Origin of the sequence: Roseateles sp., from assembly GCF_965262435.1 — a bacterium.
In the GTDB taxonomy this organism is placed as follows: domain Bacteria; phylum Pseudomonadota; class Gammaproteobacteria; order Burkholderiales; family Burkholderiaceae_C; genus Paucibacter_A.
In genome coordinates, this window is sequence record NZ_OZ253537.1 from 788,071 (window position 1) to 812,647 (window position 24,577).

Genomic DNA, 24,577 nt, shown 5'->3' on the forward strand with positions numbered 1-24,577 from the left:
CGCAGGAGCAAGCACCCATGCTGCAGCAGATCATCGACCGACGGCTCTCTGGAAAGAACAAGTCCATCGGCAACCGTGAGCGCTTCCTGCAGCGCCACAAGACACAGATCCGCGAGGCGGTGCGCCGCGCAGTGGATGGCCGGGGCATCCGTGACATGGAGCGCGGCGAGGATGTGCACATCCCCAAAAAGGACTTGAGCGAGCCGGTATTTGGACACGGCGAGGGCGGCGTGCGCGAGGTGGTGCGGCCGGGCAATACCGAGCATGTCAAAGGTGACCGTGTCGCCAAACCCAAGGGTGGCGGTCAGGGCCAGGGGGGCGGCCAGGCCAGCGATTCCGGTGAGGGCGAGGACGACTTCGTCTTCCACCTGAGCCGCGAAGAGTTCATGCAGGTGTTCTTCGAAGACCTGGCCCTGCCCAATCTCGAACGCACCCAGCTGGCCGAAACACCGGAGTGGAAGAGCCACCGCGCCGGCTTCACCAACGACGGCACACCGACCAACCTCCATGTGGTGCGCTCCATGCGCGGCGCTTTGAGCCGCCGCATCGCCCTCGGCACGGGCAAGCGCCGCGAGCTGCACGAGCTGGAGGAACGTCTGGCCCTGCTCAAGCGCGAGAACCCGGCCGAGCTGGAAGTGCAGCGCATGCTCAAGGAAACCGAGGACCGCATCGCCTTCCTCAAGCAGCGCATTGCGGCGATCCCTTTCCTCGATCCCATCGACCTGCGCTTTCGCAACCGGGTGCGCACGCCGGTGCCGACCAGCCGGGCGGTCATGTTCTGCCTGATGGATGTGTCCGGCTCCATGGATGAAGGCCGCAAGGATCTGTCCAAACGCTTCTTCATCCTGCTCTACCTCTTCCTGACGCGGCATTACGAGAAGATCGATGTGGTCTTCATCCGCCACCACACCCAGGCCCAGGAGGTGGACGAGCAGAACTTTTTCCACGCCACCGAGACCGGCGGCACCGTGGTCTCCAGCGCCCTGGTGCTGATGGAAGAAATCATCCGCGCGCGCTATTCCCCAAGCGAATGGAACATCTACGGCGCCCAGGCCAGCGATGGCGACAACTGGCACCACGACAGCGGCCGCTGCCGCGAGCTGCTGGCGCAGCAAATCCTGCCGCTGTGCCGCTACTTCGCCTATGTGCAGGTGGCCGAGCAGGAACAGAACCTCTGGGACGAGTACAGCAAGCTCAGCGAAGAGGTGCGCCACTTCGCCATGCGCAAGGCCACCGAGGCCGCGCAGATCTACCCGGTCTTCCGTGAGCTCTTCAAGAAGGAAGGGGCACAGGCATGAGCCAGATCGAAAACCGCCGCCAGATCGGCATCGCACCCTTGACCGACGAATTTGGCGGCCGCCGCGCCCGCACGCCGCTGCGCGAGATGAAGCCCGCCGGCCCGCGCCCGGCTCAGCCCCTGCCCTCGCCCAGCGACTGGACTTTTGAGCTGATCGACGAGTACCACGACGTCATCCGCGCCACCGCCGAACGCTACGGCCTGGACACCTACCCCAACCAGCTCGAGATCATCACCGCCGAGCAGATGATGGACGCGTATGCCTCGGTGGGCATGCCGGTCAATTACCGGCACTGGAGCTATGGCAAGGAGTTCATCGCCACCGAGCGCAATTACAAGCGCGGCCAGATGGGCCTGGCCTACGAAATCGTCATCAACTCCGACCCTTGCATCGCCTACCTGATGGAAGAGAACTCCATGGCCATGCAGGCCCTGGTGATCGCCCACGCCAGCTACGGCCACAACAGCTTCTTCAAAGGCAACTACCTGTTCCGCATGTGGACCGACGCGTCCAGCATCATCGACTACCTGGTCTATGCCAAGAACTTCGTGGCCGACTGCGAGCAACGCCACGGCCTGGCTCAGGTCGAGCAGGTGCTGGACTCCTGCCATGCGCTGATGTCCTACGGCGTCGACCGTTACCGCCGCCCGGCCAAGCTGTCCCTGGCCCAGGAACGCAGCCGCCTGGCCGACCGCGAGGCCCATGCCCAGCTGCAGATCAACGAGCTCTGGCGCACCCTGCCCAAGCGGGCAGACAAGGCCGATGAGGCCGCCGAAGCCCGGCGCTTTCCAGACGAGCCGCAGGAGAACCTCCTCTACTTCATCGAAAAGAACGCCCCCCTTCTGGAACCCTGGCAACGCGAGATCGTGCGCATCGTGCGCAAGATCGCCCAGTACTTCTACCCGCAGCGCCAGACCCAGGTGATGAACGAAGGCTGGGCCACTTTCTGGCACCACCGCCTGCTGAACCAGATGTACGACGACGGCTACCTCAGCGACGGCATGATGATCGAATGGCTGAAGTCGCACACCAATGTGGTGGCGCAGCAGCCCATGGCGAATCTGAATCCCTATGCCCTGGGCTTTGCCATGTACACCGACATCAAGCGCATCTGCGAAAAGCCCACCGAGGAAGACCGACGCTGGTTCCCAGATATCGCCGGCGGCGACTGGCTGCCCACGCTGGACCACGCCATGCGCAACTTCAAGGACGAGAGCTTCATCGGCCAGTACCTGAGCCCGCATCTGATGCGCGAGTTCCGGCTCTTCTCCATCCTCGACGATGAAAAGCAGTCTGAGTACGAGATTTCGGCCATCCACGACGAGAGCGGCTATCAGCATGTGCGCGAGGCTTTGTCGCGCCAGTACGACCTCAGCACCCGCGAGCCCAATATCCAGGTCTGGAACGTCAATCTGCGCGGCGACCGCTCCCTGACCCTGCGCCATACCCAGCATATGGACCGGCCCCTGCACGACAGCGCACAAGAGGTGCTCAAGCATGTGGCCCGGCTCTGGGGCTTTGGCGTGCAGCTGGAGAGCGCCAATGACAAGGGCGACATCACGCGGCGTTGGAGCGTGCCGCCGCCCGCGCACTGATGCATCCGGCTCAGGCCGGTCGGCGTCAGCCGCACAAGTTGATCGCCCCTCCGACCAAGGCCGCTGCCGCCGACCTGGTCCGCCGGAGCAATGAGCCCAGCAGCGCCGAAAGCGATTGGCGCAAGGTCCAAGCTGAGACCATCAGCTGCAGTAGCCTGGGCACCACCACGATACGCAACTGCACGGGGTCCATCGTCATGGACACCATTGTCAGCAACGGCGACAGCAGCAATTTCAGCCTGGGCAGTAGCGAAGTACGCGCCGCCCATTGGAACGACAGCAAAGGCTATGTCGACACCCAGTTCAGCAACTGGCAAAGCAGCAACGGCCGTCCTGTGCAAGGCTCGAGCGCCACGTTGATGGCCGGCCAGGACAAGGCGCTGATCACGGTCGAATCGAGCAGCAGCAGCCAAGTCAGCTACCGCGTGCAGCTGAGCAGCGGCGTCGTTGCCAAGAGCTACCAGGTGCTGGCCAGCTACAGCGGCAGCACGGTCAGCTACAGCGTCAAGGCCTTGTGATGGCGCGCGGCCTGCGAGGTGCCCCGCCCCCTCAGGCCGCGAAAATCTTGCCCGGATTCATGATCTGAGCCGGGTCCAGCGCAGCCTTGATGCTGCGCATCAGGCCCACCGCGCCCGGCCCGGCCTCGTCGACCAGAAAGCCCTGCTTGTGCAGGCCGATGCCATGCTCGCCCGTGCAGGTGCCGCCCAGGCGCAGGGCGCGGGCCACCATCTGCGCACTCAGGCGCTCGGCCAGCTCGCGCTCCGCCGGCTGCTGCGGGTCGATCAGATAGCCCATATGGAAATTGCCGTCACCGACATGGCCGACGATGAAATAGGGCAGATCGGTGGCCTCCACCTCGCGCACCGATTCATTGATGCTCTCGGCCAGGCGTGAGATCGGCACGCAGGTGTCCGTGGTCACGCAACGGCAGCCCGGACGGGTCTGCAGGGCTGACAGGTAAGCATGGTGGCGCGCGGTCCACAGCCGCGTACGCGCCTCGGGCGTGCTGGCCCATTCAAAGGCCTCGCCACCCTGATCCGCAGCCAGCGCCTGCACGCTCTGCGCCTGCTCGGCCACGCTGGCCGCCGAGCCATGGAACTCCATCAGCAACATCGGCGATTCACGCAGGCCCAGATGGTCATGGGCATTGACGGCACGCACGGCATGGGCGTCGAGCAACTCACAGCGGGCGATCGGGATACCCATCTGGATGATGGCAATCGTGGTCTGCACCGCCGCGTCGATGCTGGGGAAAAAGCAGATGGCGGCCGACACCGCCTCGGGCAGCGGGTAGAGACGCAGGGTCAGCTCGGTGATCACGCCCAGGGTGCCCTCGCTGCCCACAAACAAGCGGGTCAGGTCATAGCCGGCGCTGCTCTTGCGCGCGCGGCTGCCGGTGCGGATCTGCTCGCCGCTGGCCGTCAGCACGGTCAGGCCCAGCACGTTCTCGCGCATGGTGCCGTAGCGCACCGCGTTCGTGCCGCTGGCGCGCGTGGCTGCCATGCCGCCCAGCGAGGCATCTGCCCCTGGGTCGATGGGGAAAAACAGGCCGCTGTGGCGGATCTCCTGGTTCAGCTGCTGGCGGGTCACGCCGGCCTGCACCGTGACCGTCAGGTCTTCCGGATGCAGTTGCAGGATGGCTTTCATGCCGCTCAGGTCCAGGCTGATGCCGCCCTGCACCGCCAGCAGATGCCCTTCCAATGAAGTGCCGGTGCCGTAGGGGATGACGGGTACGCCGTATTGCTGCGCCAGCTGCAGGACGAAGGCCACGTCCTCATTGGTCTGGGCAAACACCACCGCGTCGGGCGGCGCCACGTCAAAGGGGGACTCGTCCCGGCCGTGGAGCTCACGCTGTGCCAGCGCGGTGCTGCAGCGGGCACCGAAGCGCCCCTGCAGGGCCGCCAGCATCTCGGCTGGCAGCACACGGGCCTGCATGATTGGCTCGGTCATCACGCGCTCAAGGGCAAGCTGCTTGATCCAAGCGTTAGCGGATTGCTGCCGCCACTGCCACCGCAGTCCGTCACAGACAGAAAGGCTGGCGCATCGATAAAACCAGGGTTGCTACGGAAGGGCTTACCCGACCTTGTCCGTTTTTGCATGAAGATGTCTCCAAGGTGACTACCGCCGCTGGGTAGATCGCTCTAATTCAGCATCCGCAAGGGCGAAGAATGACGCCCCACGCTATCATCAAAACGGTAAAAAGCCCGAAAAATGGCTCACCACAACAACACTGGAGACATCATGAAATTCAAGCTTTCCGCCTTGGGTCTGGCCGTCGTCGGCAGCCTGTGCGCACAAGCCGCCATGGCCTCGGGCTACCACTTCGGTTCCCAATCGGCCGCTGCCCAAGGCACGGCCAACGCCAACACCGCCGAGGCCTCCGACGCTTCCGTGCTCTTCTACAACCCCGCAGGCATGACCCGCCTGGACGGCACCCATGCCTCCGGCGTCCTGAATGTGGTCGTGCCGCGCGGCAGCTACACCGACCAGGGCAGCATCACCAGCTTCGGCCTGCCCATCAAGAATGGCAATGACGGCGGCACTTTCGTCAAAGCGACAGCCGTCCCGCATGCCTACCTGACTCACAAGCTGAACGCCAACACCTCGGTGGGCTTCGCCTTCTTCGTGCCCTTTGGTTCCAAGAGCGAGTACGACGAAAGCTGGTCCGGCCGCTACAACGCCATCGGCACCGAGCTGAAGACCATCGCCTTGAATCCTTCGATCGCCTACAAGGTCAACGAAAAGCTGAGCTTTGGCGCTGGCGTGACCGCACAGCACATTGAAGGCGTGCTGGCCAAGGCCGCCGACTTCGGCTCGGGCGCCATGGGCTTGATCGTCGAGCAGCAAGTGGCAGCTGCCATGGCAGCGCAGCCGGGTGTGCCCGCGGCCATGGTCCGCGCGGCCGTGCTGAACCGCCTCGGTGGCCTGATCCAGAACGTCTCCGGCAACCCGACCTACTCCGGCCGCGTCGACGTGGAAGGCAAGGACTGGGGCGTGGGCTACAACCTGGGCCTGATGTACAGCCCCAACGAAGACACACGCTTCGGCATCGCCTACCGCTCCAAGATCAGCCACACCCTGAAGGGCGATGCCAAGTGGACAGTCGCCACACCGGCCGGCAATCTGGCCACCCTGCTCAACGCTGCGCTGCCCGGCACGAATGCCGGCACCACGGTGCAGCAGCGTCTGGTGGGCCTGTACACCGACAGCGACGCCAGCCTGAAGGTGGACACCCCCGAATCGCTGTCGCTGTCCTTCTTCAAGCAGCAGGACAAGCTGGCTGTGATGGCCGATGTCACCCTGACCCGCCACTCGCGTTTCCAGGAACTGCGTATCGACTTCGCCAACAACCTGCCCGACTCGCTGACGCCTGAGCGTTGGGTCAAGACCGTGCGCGGCTCCTTTGGCGTGAACTACCAGTGGAGCGACACCATCAAGCTGCGCGGTGGCATTGCCTTCGATCAAAGCCCGGTCAGCGAAAGCAACCGCACGCCGTCGATTCCGGACAATGACCGCACCTGGGTCTCGGCCGGTATGAACTGGAAGCTGGACGCCAAGAACTCGATCGATTTCGCTGCCAGCCTGATCCACGTGGCCAGCAGCCAAATCAATATGTATGACAACGGCGCGCAAGTGAACGCCGCCGGCGCACCAACCTGCAACGCGGCCGGCAACACCTCCAGCTGCGCCACCATCAAGGGCCGTTTCAAGCTGAGCTCGGGTCTCCTGGGCGTGCAGTACAACCGCCAGTTCTGAATCGCCTGACTGAGTTCAGTGCAACAAGCCACCGGCCAAAAGCCGGTGGCTTTTTTCTTGACCAAAACTGAGCCAAGTCATGGACGGCAAGCCCCTCGAGTGCCACCATTGCTGCATCGGCGAATTGCCGAAACGCGATGGAGGCTTTGAACATCATGGCTGATCTTTCGACCTTGCTGATCCTGCTGGCCTTGTTGCTGGCCCTGCTTGGCGCCTTGCGGCTGGATTTGTTGCGACTGGCCTTCAAGAACCTGCTGGACAAGTTAGCTCCCAAACCGGACTCCGTATTGGGTGACCCTGGCTTGAAAGTCAGCACACGCTCCGAAACCCCTCGCCAGGCCCAGACCCCAGGTCAAAAGCCTGCCTTCCACCGCAGCGGTCGTCGCCACTGAAAGCCCCAGGCCATTGAATCTGGGGCAAGATGCCGGCCTCTTCACTGCAAGCGCCGGATCCGGCAAGCCCCATGGCCAATCGACTTTCAAACATTGCCACCCGCACCGGTGACGACGGCAGCACCGGCCTGGGTGACGGCAGCCGCGTACCCAAGAACCATCTGCGCGTGCAGGCCATGGGCGATGTGGACGAGCTGAACTCCAACCTTGGCGTGCTGCTGGCCGAGCCCCTGCCCGAAGATGTGCGCGAGCTGCTGGTGACCATCCAGCATGAGCTGTTCAACCTCGGTGGCGAGTTGTGCATGCCGGGCTACGAGCTGCTCAAAGAAGCTGCCGTGCTGCGCCTGGACGAGGCCCTGGCCCACTACAACGCCGCCCTGCCCCGGCTGAAGGAATTCATCCTGCCTGCCGGCACCCGCAGCGCCGCCATCGCCCATGTCTGCCGCACCGTGGCCCGCCGTGCCGAACGCGCCGTGGTCACTCTGGCCGCCTCGGAAACCCTCAATGCCGCGCCACGCCAGTACCTGAACCGCCTGTCAGACCTGCTGTTTGTGCTGGCCCGGGTGCTCAACCGCGCCAATCTGGACGGCCTGGGCGGCGACGACGTCTACTGGCACAGCGAACGTCTGGCCCGCCTCGACACCCAGGACTGAAGGCAAAAGCGCCTCAGTCAGGCAGCGCCGCTGCCGCCGCTCGCAGGCGCTTGGCATAGGCTGTACGCAGGGCCGCCGGGCCCTGCACCTCGACTTGCCCAGCATGACGCAGCAGGTCCATCAGCAGCTCGGTCGCGTCCGCATAGGGCAACTCCAGGCGCCAGCGGCCATCGGCCAGCCATTCGCTGCGCTGAGCCGGATGCCACTCCTCCTTGCTCACCCAAGCCGCGGCCTCAGCACTGAACACCAGCTGGGCTTGCTGCACCTGGGCTGCGGCGAAGATCCCGTAGCCCTGATCGAGCTCCGCTTCCAAATGCTTCAGTGGCACCGCCTTGGCGCGCTCCACCAGCAGTTCAACCCCGTCCATGGCATCGAGTGCAAAGCGGCGAAGGCCCTCGCTTTCATGACACCAGGCATCGAGATACCAGGTGTTGCGGTAATGAACCAGGCGCTGCGGTGACACCTGGCGGCGACGCAGCTGACCGCCCTGCCCACGGCTGCGGTAGCCGATGCTCAAGCGCTGGCGTTTGACGACCGCGCTGCCCACCGTCTCGAAGCAGGCCGACACCACACGCCGCCTGGCCGTGCTGATCAGCTTGATGCGCTGGGTCAGGGCAGCGGCTTCGGCTGCATCGACACCGAGCATGCCAGTCAACTTGTCAAACATGGGTTGAAGGTGACGGCTGAGAATGCCCTCTTCATCGAGACTGGACAACATCTGGTGCATGGTCAGCAAGGCATGCAGCTCCTTCTCGCTGAACCAGACCCCGGGAAGCTCATGCTGGCGACCGCGCCACTGCTGGCCGAAACGGTAGCCATTGGCCGCTGGGTCATATTCAATCGGTGCGTCCATGCGCTCGCGCAAGTATTGGATGTCCCGCTTCAAGGTTGCCGGCGACACCTCCAGGGCCTCGAGCAGACTGGCAAAGCTGACGCACTCGCGGCTGCGAATCAGCAGCTCGATCTTGTAAAAACGCTCGGTTCTGTCCACCGCATCCTCCGCTTTGAAGTACTGGCTCACGCTATGAGCCAGCTGACCCAGACACTGTGCCACAAGGTCGCTCCAACATCGTGGTGACCGGCAACCGGAGCATCCTCATGGCACAGATCGCAAACACTTCAGCATCAGCAGTCACGACACAAGCGGCCGCAGCATCCAAGCAGCAAGACCTGGCCTTCGAGGCCCAGGCCGCCACAGCGCTGCCACTGCCGGCCCATCTGGTGCACGGCCAGACCCTGGGCTGGGACTATGCCCACCATGGCCTGACCCCGCCGGTCGCCCTGCTCTATGCCAACTCACCGGTACGCCAAGGCTGGCTGGCCGGTGCCGCCACGTTTGGACAGCGAACCTTGCCTGCCAACGCCCACACACGGCGCTACCTGGCCTTGCGCAGCCACGCCTGGACACGCGGCCGCAGCTTTGAACTGGTGCAGCTGACGCCCAACTTCCTGCAACAGATCGACGCCGACTTCTGCCCGATCCTCCGTCTGCGCCTGAACGATCAGCCCGGCAGTGAGCAACAACGATCGATTGACCGGGTGCGTGACGATGCCGGCTATGCCGCAGGCAACTTGGTCACTCTGAGCCGTTCCGCCAACCAGGCCAAGGCTGCCCACAACTGGGCCAGCGCCACCGCCCTGGCGCACAGCCTGCAACAAGGCCCGATCCACAGCACAGCAGGCCTGAACGCCGAGCAATGGACACGAGTCGCCACCCTGTGCAGCTTCGTCACCGCCCTGCCCCACGAGGAGGCCGCCCGCATCCCCCTGCATGTGCTGCCGCCCAACCGCCTGCGCCTGTTCAACCCCATCCAGGCCCTACAGGCGCTGGTGACCCGACAGCTGGCGACGCCGGGCTGGAGCCAACGCCTGGCACGCATCGAAGCCCTGCTGCCAGGCGACAAGCTGCGCGGCGATTTCAATCGCTTTGTCCTGGCCCTGGCACCCCGCGTGCTGGCCGCCCAGCATCTGAACCGCGAAGAAGAGATCCGTTGGGCACTCGAAGATGCCTGGACCGACCCGCTTTTGCAGCGCCGCTGGACCTTGTTTGCCCTGCAACTGAGCCCAAGCCAGGCCGAAGCCCTGGTGCAACGCGCCGCTGCCAAAAAGCTGAGCGCCCAGCAGGTACACAGCCACTGCAAGGACAGCGCCACCGAGGGCTGGGGGCTGGAACAACAAGGCTTCTGCACGGCCGCCATCCGGCCGCAGCTGCACTGAGCCTAGCGCTCAGCCCGGCAAGCCGACGGTCAAGCGCTCGAGCTCACCGCTTTGGTCCTGCAAGGCGACGTGATATCCGCGCTCGCCGAACCAGCTGGCCCATTGCCGGGCCAGACTTTTGCTGGTCAACCAGGGCCCGGACCGATCCAGGCGCACGCGGTTGGCACGGCGCTCGTAAAAGACGACGCGCCACATGCCGGTGGTGCTGGAAGCTTGATCGAATCGATTCATGGGGAATCGAAGAGCCTAGCAGACTAACTCGTTACATCCTGTCCAAAGCATGACAAGCTGGCGAGAAACTCATCGCTGCTGAGGCTGCGAACAGCACCCGGCTGACGCCTGAGCCAGGCGCGCTGGCAACGGCCACGCTCCTTCGGGCAATCACTGACCCAGGTGCTGGCGCGCGCCTGCTCGGACAAGGCCAGCTGCAAGCTCGGCGAGGCCTCGCGCGGCCGCCGCCCCGTAGCCAGAGGCTGCACCACCTCGGCATAGGGCAAAAAATCAGCCAGCAACTCCTGCTGCTGCGCAGCACTGAGCTGCAAACCCGGAAAACTCAGGGCCGAAATCAAGGACTGCGCCACCTCGGCGCTGACCAAGGGCAGACAGTCGGGACCTTGCCAGGCCTGACGCAAAGCCTGCGACTTGGCATCGCTGCACAGCAGGGCCTGAAGCAACACGGGCAAGTCCAGGGCCACCCGGCGGGCAGACACCGCCCTCGCCTTCATCGCCCAGCCGCCTTGCCACTGCTGCGGCCGAAGACCTGGCGGGCATTCAGGGCTGCGCTGCCGCTGGCCTTGCTGGCTGGTGCTTTGCGGCCACTCGATGGTTTTGCCAGCGCCTTGCTGACGGTCTTCTTCGCCGCGGCGGGCTTGGCCTTGGCTTCACTCAATGGTTTTGCGGCCGTTTTCGTGGGCGCTTTTTCGGGAACTTTTGCGGGTGCTTTTACAAGCGCGCCTTTTCGCGACGGCGCTTTCTCTCTCGCCGCAGGTTTAGCGGCCGCGGTTTTTTTGGCCGCGGGAGCGAGCTTTTTCCCGGCCCAGCTCAAAGCGGTCTCAATGGTTTTGGCGTCGATTTCCAGCTCGGCCAGCTTGGCCCGGAGGGCGTCGCCACGCTGGATCCGCACGGGCGTGAGGATGATTTGTCCGGCCTGGGTGTGCACTTCGAAGTACTGCACCGGCCCCAAGGGCTCGGTCACGCTTTTTGGCAAGGTCAATTGGTTCTTGGAAGTCAGCTTGGCCAGCACTTGTCGTCAATTCAGAAAGTAAGGGGCCATTACTTTACCCCGTCCTTGCATGCAATCTGATCCATGTTCAAAGAAGAAACCTGAATCTAAATCACCAACGGATAGTCAGCCTTTATAACAAGTTACTTACATTCTATTCATGCGAAAAAAAACCAGCGACCCGAAGGTGGCTGGTTGTTCCGGAGCCTGCTGTCGCGCGCCGCAGCGGCGCGCTCACCATCAGACCAGGGAGCGATGCAGGCGAATCTCTTCCAGACGCACGCCGCTGACCTCGGTGGTCTTGGCGCTGCCGAGCTCGCGCTTGAAACCGGCCAGGTCAAAGAAACGCAGGGCGCGCTCGTTGCGCAGATAGCTCCACAGCGTGACCTTGGTGCAGCCCTCTTCCTGCAAGCCGTCGCGTGCAGCGTCCCAGAGTGCCAGGCCGACACCCTTGTCCCAATGGATGGGGTTGGCATACATGGCCCAGATCTCGCCGGTGCTGGACGGTGTGCCCTTGTCGCGCGAACGATCGAAGCCGACAAAGCCCATCAACTCGTTGTCGATATGGGCCACCACCACCTGGGGCTCGCAGAGATCAATGGCTTCGCGCCAGAAGGCTTGGCGCTTCTGCACGGACAAGGCATCCAACACGGAATCGGGCAGCAAGCCCTTGTAGGCGTCTTGCCAAGCCGCGACATGGATTTCTGCAATGCCCTTGGCATCACGCAGCGTGGCGGGGCGAACCTGAATACTCGACATACAAGGAAGAACTCAAAAGGAAACCAAGAACGAACCACTCCCGAAGTTCCGAACCTATGGCCAAGAGCCTGAGACAGGCCGTGGCGACAAGTGCTCAGGCGCGGGAACACGAAACGGAAGGGCGGTATTTTGCTTGCCAATGCGGCCGGGGCTGGCGCTTGACAGCGCGATTTTTTCTAGGCTGAAAGCGAGGCACTCGCTGCTTGATGCTCGCGGGCATGGCTTTGCACCGCTCGCTGCAAGGCCGTCTTGCTGCAACGCTGCAGGCGGCTCAAGAGGCCATGGTCGGGTCTGCAAACGCCCAGGTCAACCGCAAAGCGATCGGCAAGGTCGGCCTGTATGCGCAGCAGCAGATGGGCGGTACTCATCGCATCGGCCAAGGCCCGGTGCGCACGCCCGGTGTCCGGCAGTTGAAAATGGCGCACCAAGCTGCCGAGCTTGCAGTTGGGCGCCTCGGGATAAAGGCGGCGGGCCAGAAGCACGGTACAGGCGAACTCATGAGCCGGATCAGGTGCACATCCGGCCAAGGCCATTTCCGCTTGCCAGAAGCCGCGATCAAAGGCCGCGTTATGCGCCACCAAGGGGCAGCCCTGGGTGAACCGCGCCAGTTCCCGCATGACCTCGGCAGCCGGCGGCGCATCAGCCAGCATCGCATTGCTGATGCCTGTCAGCTGCTCGATGAAGGGTGGCACCCAGACGCCGCTGTGCATCAAGCTTTGAAAGCTATCGACGATGCGGCCTTCACGAACCAGCACCGCTGCAATCTCGGTCGCCCGCCCGCCGCTGCTCGGCCCCAGGCCGGAAGTTTCAAAGTCAATGACGGCAATCGTCTGCATGGCATGGCGGCTGCCGTCGCAGCACAAACAAAAAATGAGAAGAAGAAAAGTTCAGGAATTCAGGCTACGGGGTGCTTGATCGCATTCAAGGCCAGCTTGCGCTCCACGGCTGCCGCCATATCAACGCCGGTGTGATCGGCAATCTGAAGCAGGTAGAGCATGACGTCCGCAATCTCTTCGCCCAGGTGTTGATGCTTGAGCGGGTCTTGCGCAATGCCTTGCGATTCCTCCGGCGTCATCCACTGAAAGATCTCGACCAGTTCAGCCGCCTCCACCACCATGGCCATGGCGAGGTTCTTGGGGGTCTGGTAAGGCTGCCAAGCACGTTCGGCAGCAAAACTGCGCAAGCGCTTTTGCAGGTCTGGGATGTCCATGGGGAGCAAGTGTGGCATGGCCAAGCTAGGTCCAGACCCGGCTGTGCACATTCCAAGAAATCTCGGCCGCTCTCTTATTCATAGCAATTTCAATATTTCAAATTGGTAGTCTTAGTAGAGGGGCCACTTTTCTGTGGACAAGTCAGTTTTTCTTTTTTCTATCAATGAGTTAACGATCCACAAACCATGTGGGCACGACCCTGCAATTTAGAGACGCGAAACGATAACAAGTCGGGCCAAACGATCCAGCCTGTGGATAAGCCATGGTTTGTCCTTTTTTTATCCACAAGTTGTACCTTGACAGTCCAGAGCAAGACTGCATTCCAGTTCCGGCCCCGCCCTCCCGTGTCCCGCGTGTGACAAGTTCTTGGAGGAATCACTCTAAATTCCGTGTTTCTGGCCCAATTCAGGCCTTGTTCTGGGGCAAACACGCAGGCTCAGGGGCCAACTTGGTGCCTAGAGTTCGCCTCAGCCCCAAGATGGGCCGCCCAGCTCGGGCCCCTGTCGCCACTCTTCAAACAAAGGTTGTTCCATGCAGCAGTTTCAAAAACTTCTCGTTCCACTGGCCGTTGGCTTGGCCCTGACAGCCTGCGGCGGCAGCGGCGACTCCATCCCCGACGCACCGGCTCCGGCCAAGATCACGGCCGTCAAGGTTTTCGGTGACAGCCTGGCCGATTCAGGCACCTTCGGTTTCCGTTTCACCGTGCAAGGCGCTGAAACCCAGATCTACCCGGAGCGCATTGCTGCCAGCTTCGGCACCACGCTTTGCAATTTCTACGCCTTCACCGGCACGACCTTCACCACCAACAGCAAGCCCGGCTGCGGCAACTACGCCATCGGCGGCGGTGTCATCAACCAGGCCAATGGTTCGGACCCGCGCGGCATCGTTTTGCAGATGATCACAGCCTCCCTGTCCGGCCCTTACAAGGCTTCGGACCTGGCCTTGATCGACGGCGGCGGCAATGACGCGGCCGACCTGGTCGGCGCCTATCTGAAAGCCCCCACCGACAAGGCCGCGGCCTATGCCGCCCTGCTCGGCACGGTGCTGAGCGCCAGCCAGGTCAGCACCATCATGAGTGGTGGCGCCGCGGGCATGGCCACCGGTGGTGCGACCTATATGGAAGCCCTGGCCGACAAGTTCGCCGATGGCATTCAGAGCTATGTGCTCGACAAGGGTGCGCAGCAGGTGGTGATCCTGAATGTGCCCAGCATCACGGTCACTCCGCGCTTCCAACGCGTGCTGGACGGCATCGCGCTGGCCAGCGGCGGCGGCACGGCCGGCGCTACGGCGCGCGCCCAGTCCGAGGGTCTGTTCAAGAGCTGGATCACGGCCTTCAACAAGCGTCTGGACACCCGCTTTGCCGGTCAAGCGCGCGTGGCCGTGGCCGACTTCTACAGCGCCCTCAACGACCAAGCCGCCAACCCGGCCCAGTACGGCCTGAGCAATGTCAAGAACACGGCCTGCCCGCAGACCGGCACCGGTGCCGATGGCCTGCCGACCTATACCTTTCCGACTTGCTCATCGACCGCCCTCTCGGCTTCGATCCCGGTCGGTGCGACCGGTGGCGCCAACTGGTGGAAGACCTATGCCTTCTCGGACGGTTTCCACCCCACGCCTTACGGCCACCAGCTGATCGCTGAACTGATCGGCCGCAGCCTGGCCGCCAAGGGCTGGAAGTAAGAAAAAGACCGGCGGCGGGGCGTTTCAGCCCCGCAGGCGCTGGACAGCAAATAGGGAGCCTTGGGCTCCCTTTTTTTCATGCCTTCCAGGCCATCCCTGAATCACTCGATGCCGATGACCTTGTGCATCTGCACCGACATGCGCCACTGCGGGTGTTGCATGCAGTAGTCCACCACCTCGCGGGTGTGCTGGGTCTTGAGCACGCTGTCCAGCGGCTGCAGGAAGAAATGCTGGAAGTCCAGCCCGGCAAAGCGCTCAGGTCGCGCCAGCGGCTGGGGATAGACCAGCTTGAGCTCATGGCCACGGGTCAGCACCAGCTCCGCATCGGCCTTGGGGCTGACGCAGATCCAGTCCAGGCCCTCGGGCGCCGGTTGGGTGCCGTTGGTCTCGACTGCGATCTCGAAGCCGCGCGCGTGCAGGGCCTCGATCAAGGGCGTGTCGAGCTGCAGCAGAGGCTCACCCCCGGTGCAGACGACATAAGGCCTTCCAGGCCGGTCTGCGGGCCAGCGTGAGGCAATCGCGTCGGCCAAGGCCTCGGCCGTGGCGAACTTGCCGCCACCTTGGCCATCGGTGCCGACGAAATCGGTGTCGCAGAAGTTGCAGACAGCGCGGGCGCGGTCTTCCTCACGCCCGCTCCAGAGGTTGCAGCCGGCAAAGCGGCAGAACACCGAGGCCCGGCCCGCTTGTGCGCCCTCGCCTTGCAAGGTGTAGAAAATTTCTTTGACGGCGTAAGTCATGCGTGTGTGATGGTTGGTTCTCGTCGACAGGCGTTCAAACCGGGATCAGGTCCACCGCGGTGGCCACGCTGACGATGGAGCCGCAGCCGCGTGTCTCGTACATGTCCACACGGTCCAGCTGAGGCAGGCCGACGCGGGCCTTGCCCAGCACCCAAGCCGCCAGGCTGGCGGTGTCGCCATCGGGCAGATCGGCAATCTCGTAAAGCGGCCGGTGGTCGATGGCCTTGAAGATGGGGTCGAACAAGGTCTTCACATCGCCAAAGTCCACGGTCCAGCCCATCACTGCATCGAGCTCGGCGCTCAGGTGCAGGCGCAAGGTGTAGGTGTGGCCGTGGATGGCACGCAGCGGGCTGTCGGCCGGCGCGGCCTTGAGCTGGATGGCGCTGTCCAGGGTCAGCTCCTTCCAGATGCGGTAGTTCTGGCCGTCGAAATTGGCACCGCAAGAGCCAGTTTCGTAGACGGTCAGCCAGCTCAGCTCGGGCAGCAGCGGCTTCATGCGCGCCCACAACCAGGCCGAGATCACCTCGCTGGTCGGGTTGCTCAGGCCCTCGATCTCGTTCAGGCAGTGGTAGTTCAGCTCGGCATGGAAGGGCGCCCAGACCTCGTCCAGATGGTCGTAGTCGATGCTGATGTCGCGCTCGCCGAGGTCCTGGTTGGCATGGACGATCACCTCGAAGCCATGGCCATGCATGCGGCCGCATTTGTGGCCCATCGGCACATTGGGCAGCTTGTGGGCCGCTTGAAAACGATAACGGCGCCAGACATGGGCCATGCCGTTCACGTCCAGGTCGACCCCGCTGTGCTGCGTGCTCTGGATGCCCACTTGCTGAATGCCGGGCACACCGAACTCATGCTCGAGGCGCTGGCGGATCCAGCGGGCGATGTTCTCGTCGGTCGGCTGTTCGATGGTCTGGTTCAGCAGCGCATGGTCCAGCGGCGCCACGCAGGCTTCCAGCCGGCGTCGGAGTTCTTCAACTTCTGCGCCAGGAAAGGGCGCCCAGCCCGCGGGCAGCTGGGCCCGGATGGTGGCGAAATAGCTGTGCCCGTGCAGGCCGCGGCTGCGGTGGCCCGAGGGCAATGCCGGGATCTGGCAAGCCGACTCAAAGCCACAGGAGGCGGAGTACAGGATGTCGGTGTTCATCAAAAACTTCGCCTTGCAATATCAATAAGGATTTAGAACTTTAAGAATGGTAGTCGTAGTAAGGGTGAACCCTGGCTGTGGACAAGCGCAATTTTCTCAGTCCTGACAAGTGTTTGGCAGCTTCCAAAACTTGTGGAGGCCTGCCCTTGAACTTTCGGCTCGACCGATAACAACTTGGCGGATCGCCGCCGGCCTGTGGATAAACATCAACTTGTTCAAGTTTCGTCCACAGCCTTGTCCACAGGCTGGTGCTCAAGCCTGTATTTCACCGGCCACCATGCCCTGGTGGTGGCTGAGAAAGACCTGACCCTCGAACCATTGCTGCCAATTGGCCGCACGCAGACGGTCCAGAACCGGCCCCTTGACCTCACTCAAATCCAGGCGCAAACCCTGCCGTTTCAAGTGGGCGTGCAGTTCGCGCAAGGCTTCCAGGCCGCTGAAGTCGATGCTGTTGACCGGCGACATCAGCAGCACGACCCGGTGCACTTTTTCTTGCCCCACCTGCCGCTCCTGGTTCAGCAAACCCTGCACCACATCGCTGAGACTGCGGGCATTGGTGAACAAAAGACTCTCGTCGATGCGCAGGCCCAGCACCCCGGGTTGGCACTCGACCGCATGGCGGCCGACATTGCGGTAATGCTCGGTGCCCGGAACTCGGCCGATCAAGGCCACATGGGGTTGGGCTGTGCGTTGCAGCAGCAAGGCGATGGAACCCAGCACCCCGAGCGCCAGCGCGGCGGTCACGCTCCAGCACAACACGATGACGCTCACGCCGGCCATCAGCAGGGCTTCCGGCCGTGCATAGCGCCAGGCTTCGACAAAGGGCTGGAACTTCAGGCCCGAGAGCACGGCCACCAGAATCGTTGCCGCCAGCACCGACTTGGGCAGCCAGGCCAAGGGGCCTGCCAGCAGCAGCATGGCCAGGCCCATGAACAGCGCGATGAACACGCCGCTGGCACGGCTGCGGCTGCCCGCCTCGTGCAGCAACACGCTGCGCGAGAAGCTGCCCGCCACCGGCATGCCGCCGCTCAAGGCCGCACACAAATTGGCCGCGGCCAGGCCGCGCAGCTCAGCGCCGGCCCGCACCTTCTCGCCGCGCCGGCGCGCCAGCGCCTCAGCCACAACCAAGCTGGAGACATAGGCGATCAAGGCGATCAGCAAGGCACTGGGCGCCAGCTGCCACCAGAGCTCGCCGTTCAGACGTGGCAGGCTGAGGTGCAGGTCCAACGGTGGCAAGGTGCCCACCAGGGCGACACCGCGCGAGACACCGTCCAAGGTCCAGGCCAGGCCCATGGCGGCCAGCAGCAGGGCCATGGGCACCAGGCGAGCGCTACCCGGCGGCAGCCAGCGGCGGCCGGCCAGCAAGACGGCACAGGCCAGCAGGCCAAAGCCCGCGCTCAAGCCATGCCAGGCAAAGCCGCTGGCCTGCATGGACGCCCACATACCGGGCAACTCAAAGCCCTGAGCAGGACTGCCCAGCAGCACCGGCAGCTGGCTCATGGCGATGGTCAGCGTGGCGCCGGTCTCGAAACCATGGAGCACTGGCACCGACAGCAAGGAGGCGAGGGCGTCGAGACGCAGGGCCGAGGCCAGCAAGAGGATCAGGCCGACCTCGGCCGCCAGCACCAGGGCCGCTTCCGAGGGGCTGACCCCGGCCGGCAGGCCGCCCAGGGCTTGGGCAATCATCAGGGCCAGCACCGCCACCGGCCCGACGCCGAGCACTGGGCTGGAGCCCCAGACCGCGTAGGCCAACAAAGGCAGCAAGCTGGCATACAGGCCGATCTGTGGCGGCAGGCCGGCCAGCATGGCATAGGCCAAGCTTTGGGGAATCAGCAGCACGCTGACCAGCAGGCCGGCCAGCAGATCGCTGCGCAAGTCATCGCGGCGGTAGGTCTTCAGCGTCAGCAGCCGCTGCGCGATCCATGGCTTCGAGGCAAGCTTCATCGTCCGCATTGTCTCAGCCGCTCCAGCGCTGCCGGCTCAGGTACCGCTCGGCCCCAAGATCTGCTTGAGGCTGACCCGCTCGGAAGAGCAGGCCGCATCAAAGTCGGCCGCGATGGCGGCCAAGGCTTCGGCATCGGGCGCATGAACCGTCTCGATGCCCATGGCTCGATTGCGGCCGCGCGACTTGGCGCTGTAGAGCGCCATATCGGCCCAGTTGACGGCCTGCTCCCAGTGCAGCAGCAGCTCGCTCGGAGGCAGGGGAAAGCGGGCAAAACCCAGGGATACGGTGATGCGCAGCGGCCCGTCGGTCGTCGTCACCGGTGTGCCGGCCACGCTGTGCAGGATGCGCTCGGCCAGCGCGCACAGCTGCTCGGCACTGACGTCGGCGGCAAACACCAAGAATTCCTCGCCCCCCCAGCGCACCACCAGGTCGTTCTGGCGCACCGCATGCGAAAGCCGGCGCGCCACTTCACAGATCACAACATCGCCGATGCCATGGCCGTGTTCGTCGTTGACATGCTTGAAATGGTCGATGTCCACCATCAGCAGGGCGCCGTTGAAGGCGGGCTGGGCCTGCTGGTTCATGACCGCCAGAAAGTGCCGGCGGTTGGCCAGGTCGGTCAGCGGGTCGCGTTCGCTCTGGGCGCGCAGCAAGAGTTCATTGGCCTTGAGCCGCTTGTTGGCCAGGTGCACGCGGCGCACCATCACCGCACCGAGCAAGAGTGACAAGCCCAGCAGGGCTGCCACCGCATAGCCGACCTGGCTGGCCAGTTGGCGGTTGCTGAGCTGGCGGTCGACCAAGGCCTGCTTGCTGACCAGCAGGGCCAGGTCTCGCTGCTTGCGCTCGCTGTCGTACTTGAGCTTGAGCTGCTGCAGCGAGCTTTCGCGATGGCGCGCGGTCAGCTGGGCATTGAGCTTGCGCTCGGCGTGATAGGTCAGGATGGCCTCGCGCGTCTGGCCGGCCTCGGCCCAGGCTTCGCCCTGTTCGCGCAATTCCACGGACTGCTCGACCAGCTCGGTGTGCCCCTGATTCAACTCACGCAGGCGCGCCAATTCCTGGCGAGCGCGCTCGAACTGGCGCAGCTGGATGCGCGCCACGGCCAGGTTGTTGCGCAGGGCGCGTTCGATCCGCGCATCGGGCTGGCGCGCCAACCAGTCCAGCGCCGGCCCGGCTGCCTGCAGGGCGCGCAGAGGCTGCTTCTGCTGCATATAGAAATCGATCAGGCCGACATGCAGCTGCGCCAACAGCCGGCGATTGCCGGTGCTGCGGGCGATCTGCAGGCCTTCGTCGAGGGCCTGGCGCTGCGCCCCCAGATCGCTGTTGCGGGCGGCCATCGTGGCCTCGATGACCTTGATCTGGCCCAGGGTCTGTGCGTCGCCCTGCGCCGTCTGCAGGGCCAGGGTCAGCCAGCGCCGGCTTTGCTCGGTCTGGCTCAGCGACTGGTGCACCTGGGCCAGGCTCGCCATGCTCAAGGCACTGCGCTCCGGGTCAGCGCCGGCCTGCGCCAATTCCAGGGCGCTGCGCAGCTGCACCTCGGCCAGCGAATACGCGCCTTCGGCCGTGCGCTGGCGTGCCAGCAGGCGCAGCGCCGACCAGGCGCTGCGGTAGTCGCAGCGGTCTTGCTCTATGGCTGTTTTCAAGCTGCCCTCGGGGCAGCCCGCTTCCAGGATCAGCCAGGCTTGCCCTGCCCAGTCGGCAGCGGCCTGCAGCCTGCCTTGCCGTGCCGCCTGCTCGGCGCGCAGCAAGGGACTCAGGGCCTGAAACCCCGGCTGGGCCGCCAAACGGTCGGCCAGGCGCAGCGCGGCCTCGCTGTTGCCCTGGGCCAGCAGCAGACGCGCCTCGGCCAGATCAAAGTCGGCGCGAGCCCGGTCGTCGAGCACGCCGTCGGTGGCCGCCGTCTGGCGCCAGGCTTGCAAGGTTTTGAGGGATCCAGGCTGTTGGTCCGTCTGGCCCTGTTCCTGCCGGACCAACAGGTCGAGTCGGGCGGCCAGGGCCTCAGCTTGAGCCGGTCCGGGGCTCGCTGTTGCTGCTTGCACCTGGGCCAGGCCCAGGCTCCAGCCCAGCAAGACCCAGAGACAACTCAGGCGCAGACGGCGGACCCTGCTCATTGCCGGCTGTCCTCGAAGCGCACCGGGCCATGCAAGGTGATCAGCTCCAGCTGCCCGGCCTGCCAGGAGGCTTGCATATCGGCCGCCAGCGCTTGCAACTGCGCCTCATCGACGGCGGCCACAGACGCGATGCCGTAGGCTTGGTTGCGGCCATGGGCTTTGGCCAGATACATGGCTGTGTCCACCAGATCGATGGCACGCTCCCAGCCCAGTACCAGTTCATTTGGAGCCATAGGGAAACTGGCGAAGCCGATCGAGGCCGTCACCGGAATCATCTGCGCGCCGTGCTTGACCATCGGCCAGGCCATCTGGTCCAACAGCCTTTGCGCCAGGGCGCTGGCATAGCTCGCCTCGCGGGTGCTGACGAGGATCAGGAACTCCTCGCCGCCCCAGCGCACCAGCAGGTCCTCGTCGCGCAAGCAGGATCGCAGGCGCTGCGCGATCTCGACCAGCACGCTGTCGCCGGCGGCATGGCCGTGGCGGTCGTTGATGCGCTTGAAGTGGTCGATGTCGATCAGGAACAAGCTGCCACTGATTCGGCCATGCTCGGCCAGGCGCTTGATGGCGGCCAGGAAATGGCGGCGGTTGGCCAGGCCGGTCAGGGGGTCGCGCTCGCTGGCCGTCTTGAGTGCGGCATTGCTGTGCGCCAGGGCCTGGTTGGTGCGACGAATGCGCTGGTAGGCCAGACCCAGCAGCACGGCCGAGAGCACGATGCAGCCGCCCAGGGCTGCCCACAGCCAGAGCTGCAGATCGCGTGCGCGCAGCTGCTCCTGCTTCAGGCTGTTGCCTCGGTTGAGCAGCTCGATCTCTTTCGCGCGGCGTTCGTCCTCATAGCTTTCCTGGCTTTCCAGCAAGGCCTTGCGGGTTTCATTGCGCAGGACCTGGTCGATGCGGCGGCGGTGCTGGTGGAAGGCGTCCACGGCGGCTGGCAGGTCACCGGCGCGCTCGAGATGCATGCCCAGCTCCAACCAGGCGCTGGCAACGGTGGTGTCGGCACCGCGCTGCTCGTCGCGCGCCAGCGCATCCAGCACCTCGCGTTTGCCTTCCTCGATCCGCTTCAGGCCGATCTTGGCAATGCCGCGGTTGTGGCGTGACAGCAGCTCGTAGTCGATGTTCTGACTGGCAATGGCCAGGGCCAGCGCCTGCTCGGAGAACTTCAGCGCTTGCGGGTAGTTGCCCTGGTTGAGGTGGAAATCAGCGAAATTACCCAGGGCCAGGGCGCTGAGGGCGTCCGAGCCACTTTGCCGGGCGGCGTCCAGGGCGGCTTGCTTGGCCTGCTGAGCTTGCTCCACCAGACCCTGGGTCAGCAGGATGATGCCGCGGGTGGTGTGGACGTCGTAGAGCAGGGCCGGGCTCGGGTCCAAATTGGCTTCGGCCTGGGACTGTTCGCTGAACCGCTGCGCCAATTCCAGCTGCTGCGCCTGGTGGTAGGTGAAAGCGAGATTGCTCATCACTTGGGCGCGCCGCCAAGGCTGGCCCATGCCATCGGCCAGGCGCAGCGCTTCGTTGGCACTGGCGATGGCGTTATCGACCTGACCGGTTTCGGCCTGCAGATAGGCCACGAAGTCATGGCAGCGCAGCAGCAGGCGCGGCCCGGTCTCGCGCACGCTGTAACCGGCCAGAGGCGCCATGGTCCGGTCGGCCTGGCGCAGGTCGCCGCTGAAGCGCTGCTGCCGGGCGCGCACATAGAGCAGGGCCAGGTGGGCAGCGCGGCGGCTGGCCTCGGCCGGCCATTCCTCGAGGTCCTTGAGGATGCTGGCGGTCAGCCCCGCATTGCGCATCTCCGTGGCCAGATAGCCCCGCTGCGCCAGCAGTTGCACGCGGGCCAGGCTGCCCGGCGCTGTGCGCGGCTGCAACTCGTGCAGCGCGTGTTCGCTGGCCGTCGGATGGCTGCGGCCCTCGCGTTCGATGCGTTCCAACTCTTGCCAGATCGGTTGCTTGAGTTCCTCCTCCAGCGCACTCGCACCGGGCACAGCAGCGACCTGCACGGGACCGCCTGAATCGGCATCGGGCCCGGCCGGCTGGCAGGCACTGAGGCTGAGCAGGCTCAGCAACAGGCCGGCGCGCACGCTCTCGAGCAGACAGACGCGCGCACGGCGCCGCCCGGGCGCAGTGGCAGCGCGCGTGACAGCGGTTGCTCGGCTCATGGACGGCGGTATCGGCACGGGAGGGGTGGAGTTGAGGGCAGGCTCGGGGCTGTGAGCGGACCGGTGCGCGCAAGCGCGATTTCCTTGGCAGCCCGGGGCGTCGTGGCGAGCGCGCAGGCGGCAGTGTAGTGAGGCGGCCCCGCCCCGCAAGTGCTGATTTCCCCGGGGCCAGCGCTTGGCCGGCCCGGCCGCCTCAGGCGCGCACCAGCACCATGGTCGCCTGCATCAAGGCCACCACCTTGTACTCGCTGGCGCCCTCGTTCAGGAAGGCACGCACCTCGCCGCTGCACACCGTCAGCAGGCGGCCGGCGTTCTGCACCTTGCCCACGGCCAGGAAATGCGTGCCGATGGCCGGCCGCATCAGATTGATCTTGAACTCTGCCGACACCACCTCGAACTCTGGCGCCGCCCGGCTCAGCGCGGCGTAGCCGCAGGCGCTGTCGACGATGCTGGTGACCGCGCCAGCATGGACATAGCCATGCTGTTGCGAGACCTGGGGCGAGTTGGGCATGGCGATGTGCACCTCACCATCTCCGACCCATGCCAGGCGCGCGCCCAGCGTGGCCATCAGGCCCTGGGCTTCGAAGCTGCGGGCGATGCGTTGTTCGATCTCTGGACTCATGGGATTGGCGATGGGAAGCGCTGGCGATGCGCTTCACTGTAGCGGCACGATTCAGCGCCGCCGCCGCAAGGCCATCACGGCACTGGCCGCCAGAAGGCGCCCGGCGACGGGGCCGCTCAGTGCTTCTTGCCGCCGAACAGCAGCAAGGCCGCGCCCAGGGCGATTGCGCCGATGCCGGCCCAACTCGGAATATTGACCGACTCCTTCTCCTTGACCGCCAGTTCGATCGGCCCGAGCTTGAGGTCATGGGTCTCCTTGGTGAAACTGAAACCACCGTAGACCAGGCCCAGCACCCCGGCTGCGATCAGCAGGGCGCCCAACAGTTTGACGATGTTCATGAGGGAGGGGTGCTTTCAAGAAGTTGGGCTGGCCGGATCCCTTGACCTGGACCCGTGCGGGCTGGCGCATTGAACCATGTCTGTGCCGCTTCAAGGTTCAGTCCGCCGGCACTGAGTTCCGGCGGGCAAGGATCACCACGTCCACGGTTTTTTGCGAGGCATTGGCAGGACTGGCGATTCGGTCGAGGCGGAGGACCGAGAAGCCGGCCTCGTTCAGCCAAGCCGCGATGGTCTCCGGCTGGCGGTAGAACATGTGGACCCGGTCGCCGCTGCTGCTCAGCTGAGGGCCACTGTCGACCGGGTCGCCAGAGATGGTGCTCAGCAGCAGGCTACCGTCGACGCGCAGCAGGCGGGCCAACTCGGCCAGCACCTGGCGGGCGTCTTCATCGTTGAAATAGCTGAGGCCGAAGCAGAACGCAGCGGCGTCGAACCCTGCGCTTATGGCCGAGAGATCGCGGCAATCGGCTTGCTCGGTGGCGATGCCGGGCAGGCGTTGCTGAGCAGCAGCCAGCATGGCGGCCGACTGGTCGACGCAAAGGATCTGGGCATCCGTGCGGGCCTGGCGCACAAAGGCTGCGACATTGCCGGCGCCGCAAGCCAGATCGAGCAGGCGCACAGGGCCGCTGGGAAGCCGCTCGAGCAGAGCCTGGTAGAAACGGTCGTAGTTGCGCAGGTCGAAGTAGTTCTCGGCATAACGCTGCGCATGCTTGTCAAAGCAGGCCACCGACTCGGCGTTGTGGTCCTCGGACATGGCAC

The 24,577-nt window shown here is 64.6% G+C and carries 24 protein-coding genes; 8 read left to right on the top strand and 16 right to left on the bottom strand.

From position 1 onward, the window contains the following. Positions 1–17: 17 nt before the first annotated feature. Genes ACQY39_RS03525 through ACQY39_RS03535 form a run of 3 tightly spaced genes read left to right on the top strand, consistent with a single transcriptional unit; the run spans position 18 to position 3,411 of the window. Complete coding sequence (locus tag ACQY39_RS03525; RefSeq protein ID WP_428503506.1) at positions 18–1,298, top strand: YeaH/YhbH family protein; 1,281 nt, start codon at positions 18–20, stop codon at positions 1,296–1,298. Continuing rightward, on the top strand, positions 1,295–2,893 hold the full coding sequence (locus ACQY39_RS03530; protein ID WP_428503507.1) for a SpoVR family protein: 1,599 nt from the start codon (positions 1,295–1,297) through the stop codon (positions 2,891–2,893). Before ACQY39_RS03525 ends, ACQY39_RS03530 begins: the two co-directional genes overlap by 4 nt. Beyond that, positions 2,893–3,411 carry a hypothetical protein gene (locus ACQY39_RS03535; protein WP_428503508.1) on the top strand — a complete coding sequence of 173 codons (519 nt, stop codon included), beginning with the start codon at positions 2,893–2,895 and terminating at the stop codon, positions 3,409–3,411. The genes ACQY39_RS03530 and ACQY39_RS03535 overlap by 1 nt, the downstream gene beginning before the upstream one ends. 31 nt (positions 3,412–3,442) lie before the next feature. Here the strand turns inward: ACQY39_RS03535 and ACQY39_RS03540 are convergent, their stop codons facing one another. Further along, complete coding sequence (locus ACQY39_RS03540; protein WP_428503509.1) at positions 3,443–4,843, bottom strand: FAD-binding oxidoreductase; 1,401 nt, start codon at positions 4,841–4,843, stop codon at positions 3,443–3,445. Positions 4,844–5,134: 291 nt separating this feature from the next. Between ACQY39_RS03540 and ACQY39_RS03545 the strand changes: the two genes are divergently transcribed. From ACQY39_RS03545 to ACQY39_RS03555, 3 genes are all read left to right on the top strand, one after another. Next, complete coding sequence (locus ACQY39_RS03545; protein WP_428503510.1) at positions 5,135–6,649, top strand: OmpP1/FadL family transporter; 1,515 nt, start codon at positions 5,135–5,137, stop codon at positions 6,647–6,649. A gap of 155 nt (positions 6,650–6,804) precedes the next feature. After that, on the top strand, positions 6,805–7,041 hold the full coding sequence (locus ACQY39_RS03550) for a hypothetical protein (RefSeq protein WP_263515920.1): 237 nt from the start codon (positions 6,805–6,807) through the stop codon (positions 7,039–7,041). A 71-nt stretch (positions 7,042–7,112) separates the two neighbouring features. Beyond that, positions 7,113–7,694: a cob(I)yrinic acid a,c-diamide adenosyltransferase gene (locus tag ACQY39_RS03555; RefSeq protein ID WP_428503511.1), complete on the top strand. Its 582-nt coding sequence runs from the start codon at positions 7,113–7,115 to the stop codon at positions 7,692–7,694. Positions 7,695–7,707: 13 nt separating this feature from the next. Here ACQY39_RS03555 and ACQY39_RS03560 read toward each other — a convergent pair whose 3' ends face one another. Further along, positions 7,708–8,715 (bottom strand): helix-turn-helix transcriptional regulator, encoded by a 1,008-nt coding sequence (locus ACQY39_RS03560; protein ID WP_428503512.1) that lies wholly within the window; start codon positions 8,713–8,715, stop codon positions 7,708–7,710. Positions 8,716–8,792: 77 nt separating this feature from the next. On the opposite strand from ACQY39_RS03560, the gene ACQY39_RS03565 reads away from it, so the two are divergent. Further along, a complete protein-coding gene (locus ACQY39_RS03565) occupies positions 8,793–9,911 on the top strand; it encodes a hypothetical protein (RefSeq protein WP_428503513.1) in 1,119 nt (372 codons plus the stop codon). A gap of 9 nt (positions 9,912–9,920) precedes the next feature. Here ACQY39_RS03565 and ACQY39_RS03570 read toward each other — a convergent pair whose 3' ends face one another. The 6 genes from ACQY39_RS03570 to ACQY39_RS03595 form a co-directional block, all read right to left on the bottom strand. After that, positions 9,921–10,142 (bottom strand): hypothetical protein, encoded by a 222-nt coding sequence (locus ACQY39_RS03570; RefSeq protein WP_428503514.1) that lies wholly within the window; start codon positions 10,140–10,142, stop codon positions 9,921–9,923. A gap of 23 nt (positions 10,143–10,165) precedes the next feature. Then, positions 10,166–10,621: a hypothetical protein gene (locus ACQY39_RS03575; RefSeq protein WP_428503515.1), complete on the bottom strand. Its 456-nt coding sequence runs from the start codon at positions 10,619–10,621 to the stop codon at positions 10,166–10,168. An 11-nt stretch (positions 10,622–10,632) separates the two neighbouring features. Further along, the gene (locus ACQY39_RS03580) at positions 10,633–11,154 is read right to left on the bottom strand and encodes an AbrB/MazE/SpoVT family DNA-binding domain-containing protein (protein ID WP_428503516.1); all 522 of its coding nucleotides are present in this window, start codon (positions 11,152–11,154) and stop codon (positions 10,633–10,635) included. A gap of 219 nt (positions 11,155–11,373) precedes the next feature. Next, positions 11,374–11,892: a GNAT family N-acetyltransferase gene (locus ACQY39_RS03585; protein WP_263515927.1), complete on the bottom strand. Its 519-nt coding sequence runs from the start codon at positions 11,890–11,892 to the stop codon at positions 11,374–11,376. Between the two features lie 176 nt (positions 11,893–12,068). After that, positions 12,069–12,728 (bottom strand): 3'-5' exonuclease, encoded by a 660-nt coding sequence (locus ACQY39_RS03590; protein WP_428503517.1) that lies wholly within the window; start codon positions 12,726–12,728, stop codon positions 12,069–12,071. A gap of 59 nt (positions 12,729–12,787) precedes the next feature. Beyond that, entirely contained in the window at positions 12,788–13,102 is a 315-nt protein-coding gene (locus ACQY39_RS03595; RefSeq protein WP_428503518.1) for a nucleotide pyrophosphohydrolase, read from the bottom strand. 532 nt (positions 13,103–13,634) lie between these two features. Here ACQY39_RS03595 and ACQY39_RS03600 point away from each other — a divergent pair. Next, on the top strand, positions 13,635–14,783 hold the full coding sequence (locus ACQY39_RS03600; RefSeq protein ID WP_428503519.1) for an SGNH/GDSL hydrolase family protein: 1,149 nt from the start codon (positions 13,635–13,637) through the stop codon (positions 14,781–14,783). 101 nt (positions 14,784–14,884) lie between these two features. Here the strand turns inward: ACQY39_RS03600 and queE are convergent, their stop codons facing one another. The 8 genes from queE to ACQY39_RS03640 form a co-directional block, all read right to left on the bottom strand. Further along, positions 14,885–15,520 carry a 7-carboxy-7-deazaguanine synthase gene (gene queE, locus ACQY39_RS03605; protein WP_428503520.1) on the bottom strand — a complete coding sequence of 212 codons (636 nt, stop codon included), beginning with the start codon at positions 15,518–15,520 and terminating at the stop codon, positions 14,885–14,887. Between the two features lie 34 nt (positions 15,521–15,554). Next, entirely contained in the window at positions 15,555–16,661 is a 1,107-nt protein-coding gene (locus ACQY39_RS03610; protein WP_428503521.1) for a 6-carboxytetrahydropterin synthase, read from the bottom strand. A gap of 252 nt (positions 16,662–16,913) precedes the next feature. Next, positions 16,914–18,605, bottom strand: coding sequence for a SulP family inorganic anion transporter (locus ACQY39_RS03615; protein WP_428503522.1), 1,692 nt, complete (start codon positions 18,603–18,605; stop codon positions 16,914–16,916). Positions 18,606–18,641: 36 nt separating this feature from the next. After that, complete coding sequence (locus ACQY39_RS03620) at positions 18,642–20,714, bottom strand: diguanylate cyclase (protein ID WP_428503523.1); 2,073 nt, start codon at positions 20,712–20,714, stop codon at positions 18,642–18,644. Next, positions 20,711–22,861 (bottom strand): diguanylate cyclase domain-containing protein, encoded by a 2,151-nt coding sequence (locus ACQY39_RS03625; protein WP_428503524.1) that lies wholly within the window; start codon positions 22,859–22,861, stop codon positions 20,711–20,713. Before ACQY39_RS03625 ends, ACQY39_RS03620 begins: the two co-directional genes overlap by 4 nt. A 193-nt stretch (positions 22,862–23,054) precedes the next feature. Further along, a complete protein-coding gene (locus tag ACQY39_RS03630; protein WP_428503525.1) occupies positions 23,055–23,483 on the bottom strand; it encodes a PaaI family thioesterase in 429 nt (142 codons plus the stop codon). Between the two features lie 116 nt (positions 23,484–23,599). Next, positions 23,600–23,821, bottom strand: a complete 222-nt coding sequence (locus tag ACQY39_RS03635; RefSeq protein WP_428503526.1) for a hypothetical protein — start codon at positions 23,819–23,821, stop codon at positions 23,600–23,602. Between the two features lie 97 nt (positions 23,822–23,918). Then, positions 23,919–24,572: a class I SAM-dependent DNA methyltransferase gene (locus ACQY39_RS03640; protein WP_428503527.1), complete on the bottom strand. Its 654-nt coding sequence runs from the start codon at positions 24,570–24,572 to the stop codon at positions 23,919–23,921. Between the last annotated feature and the right edge of the window lie 5 nt (positions 24,573–24,577).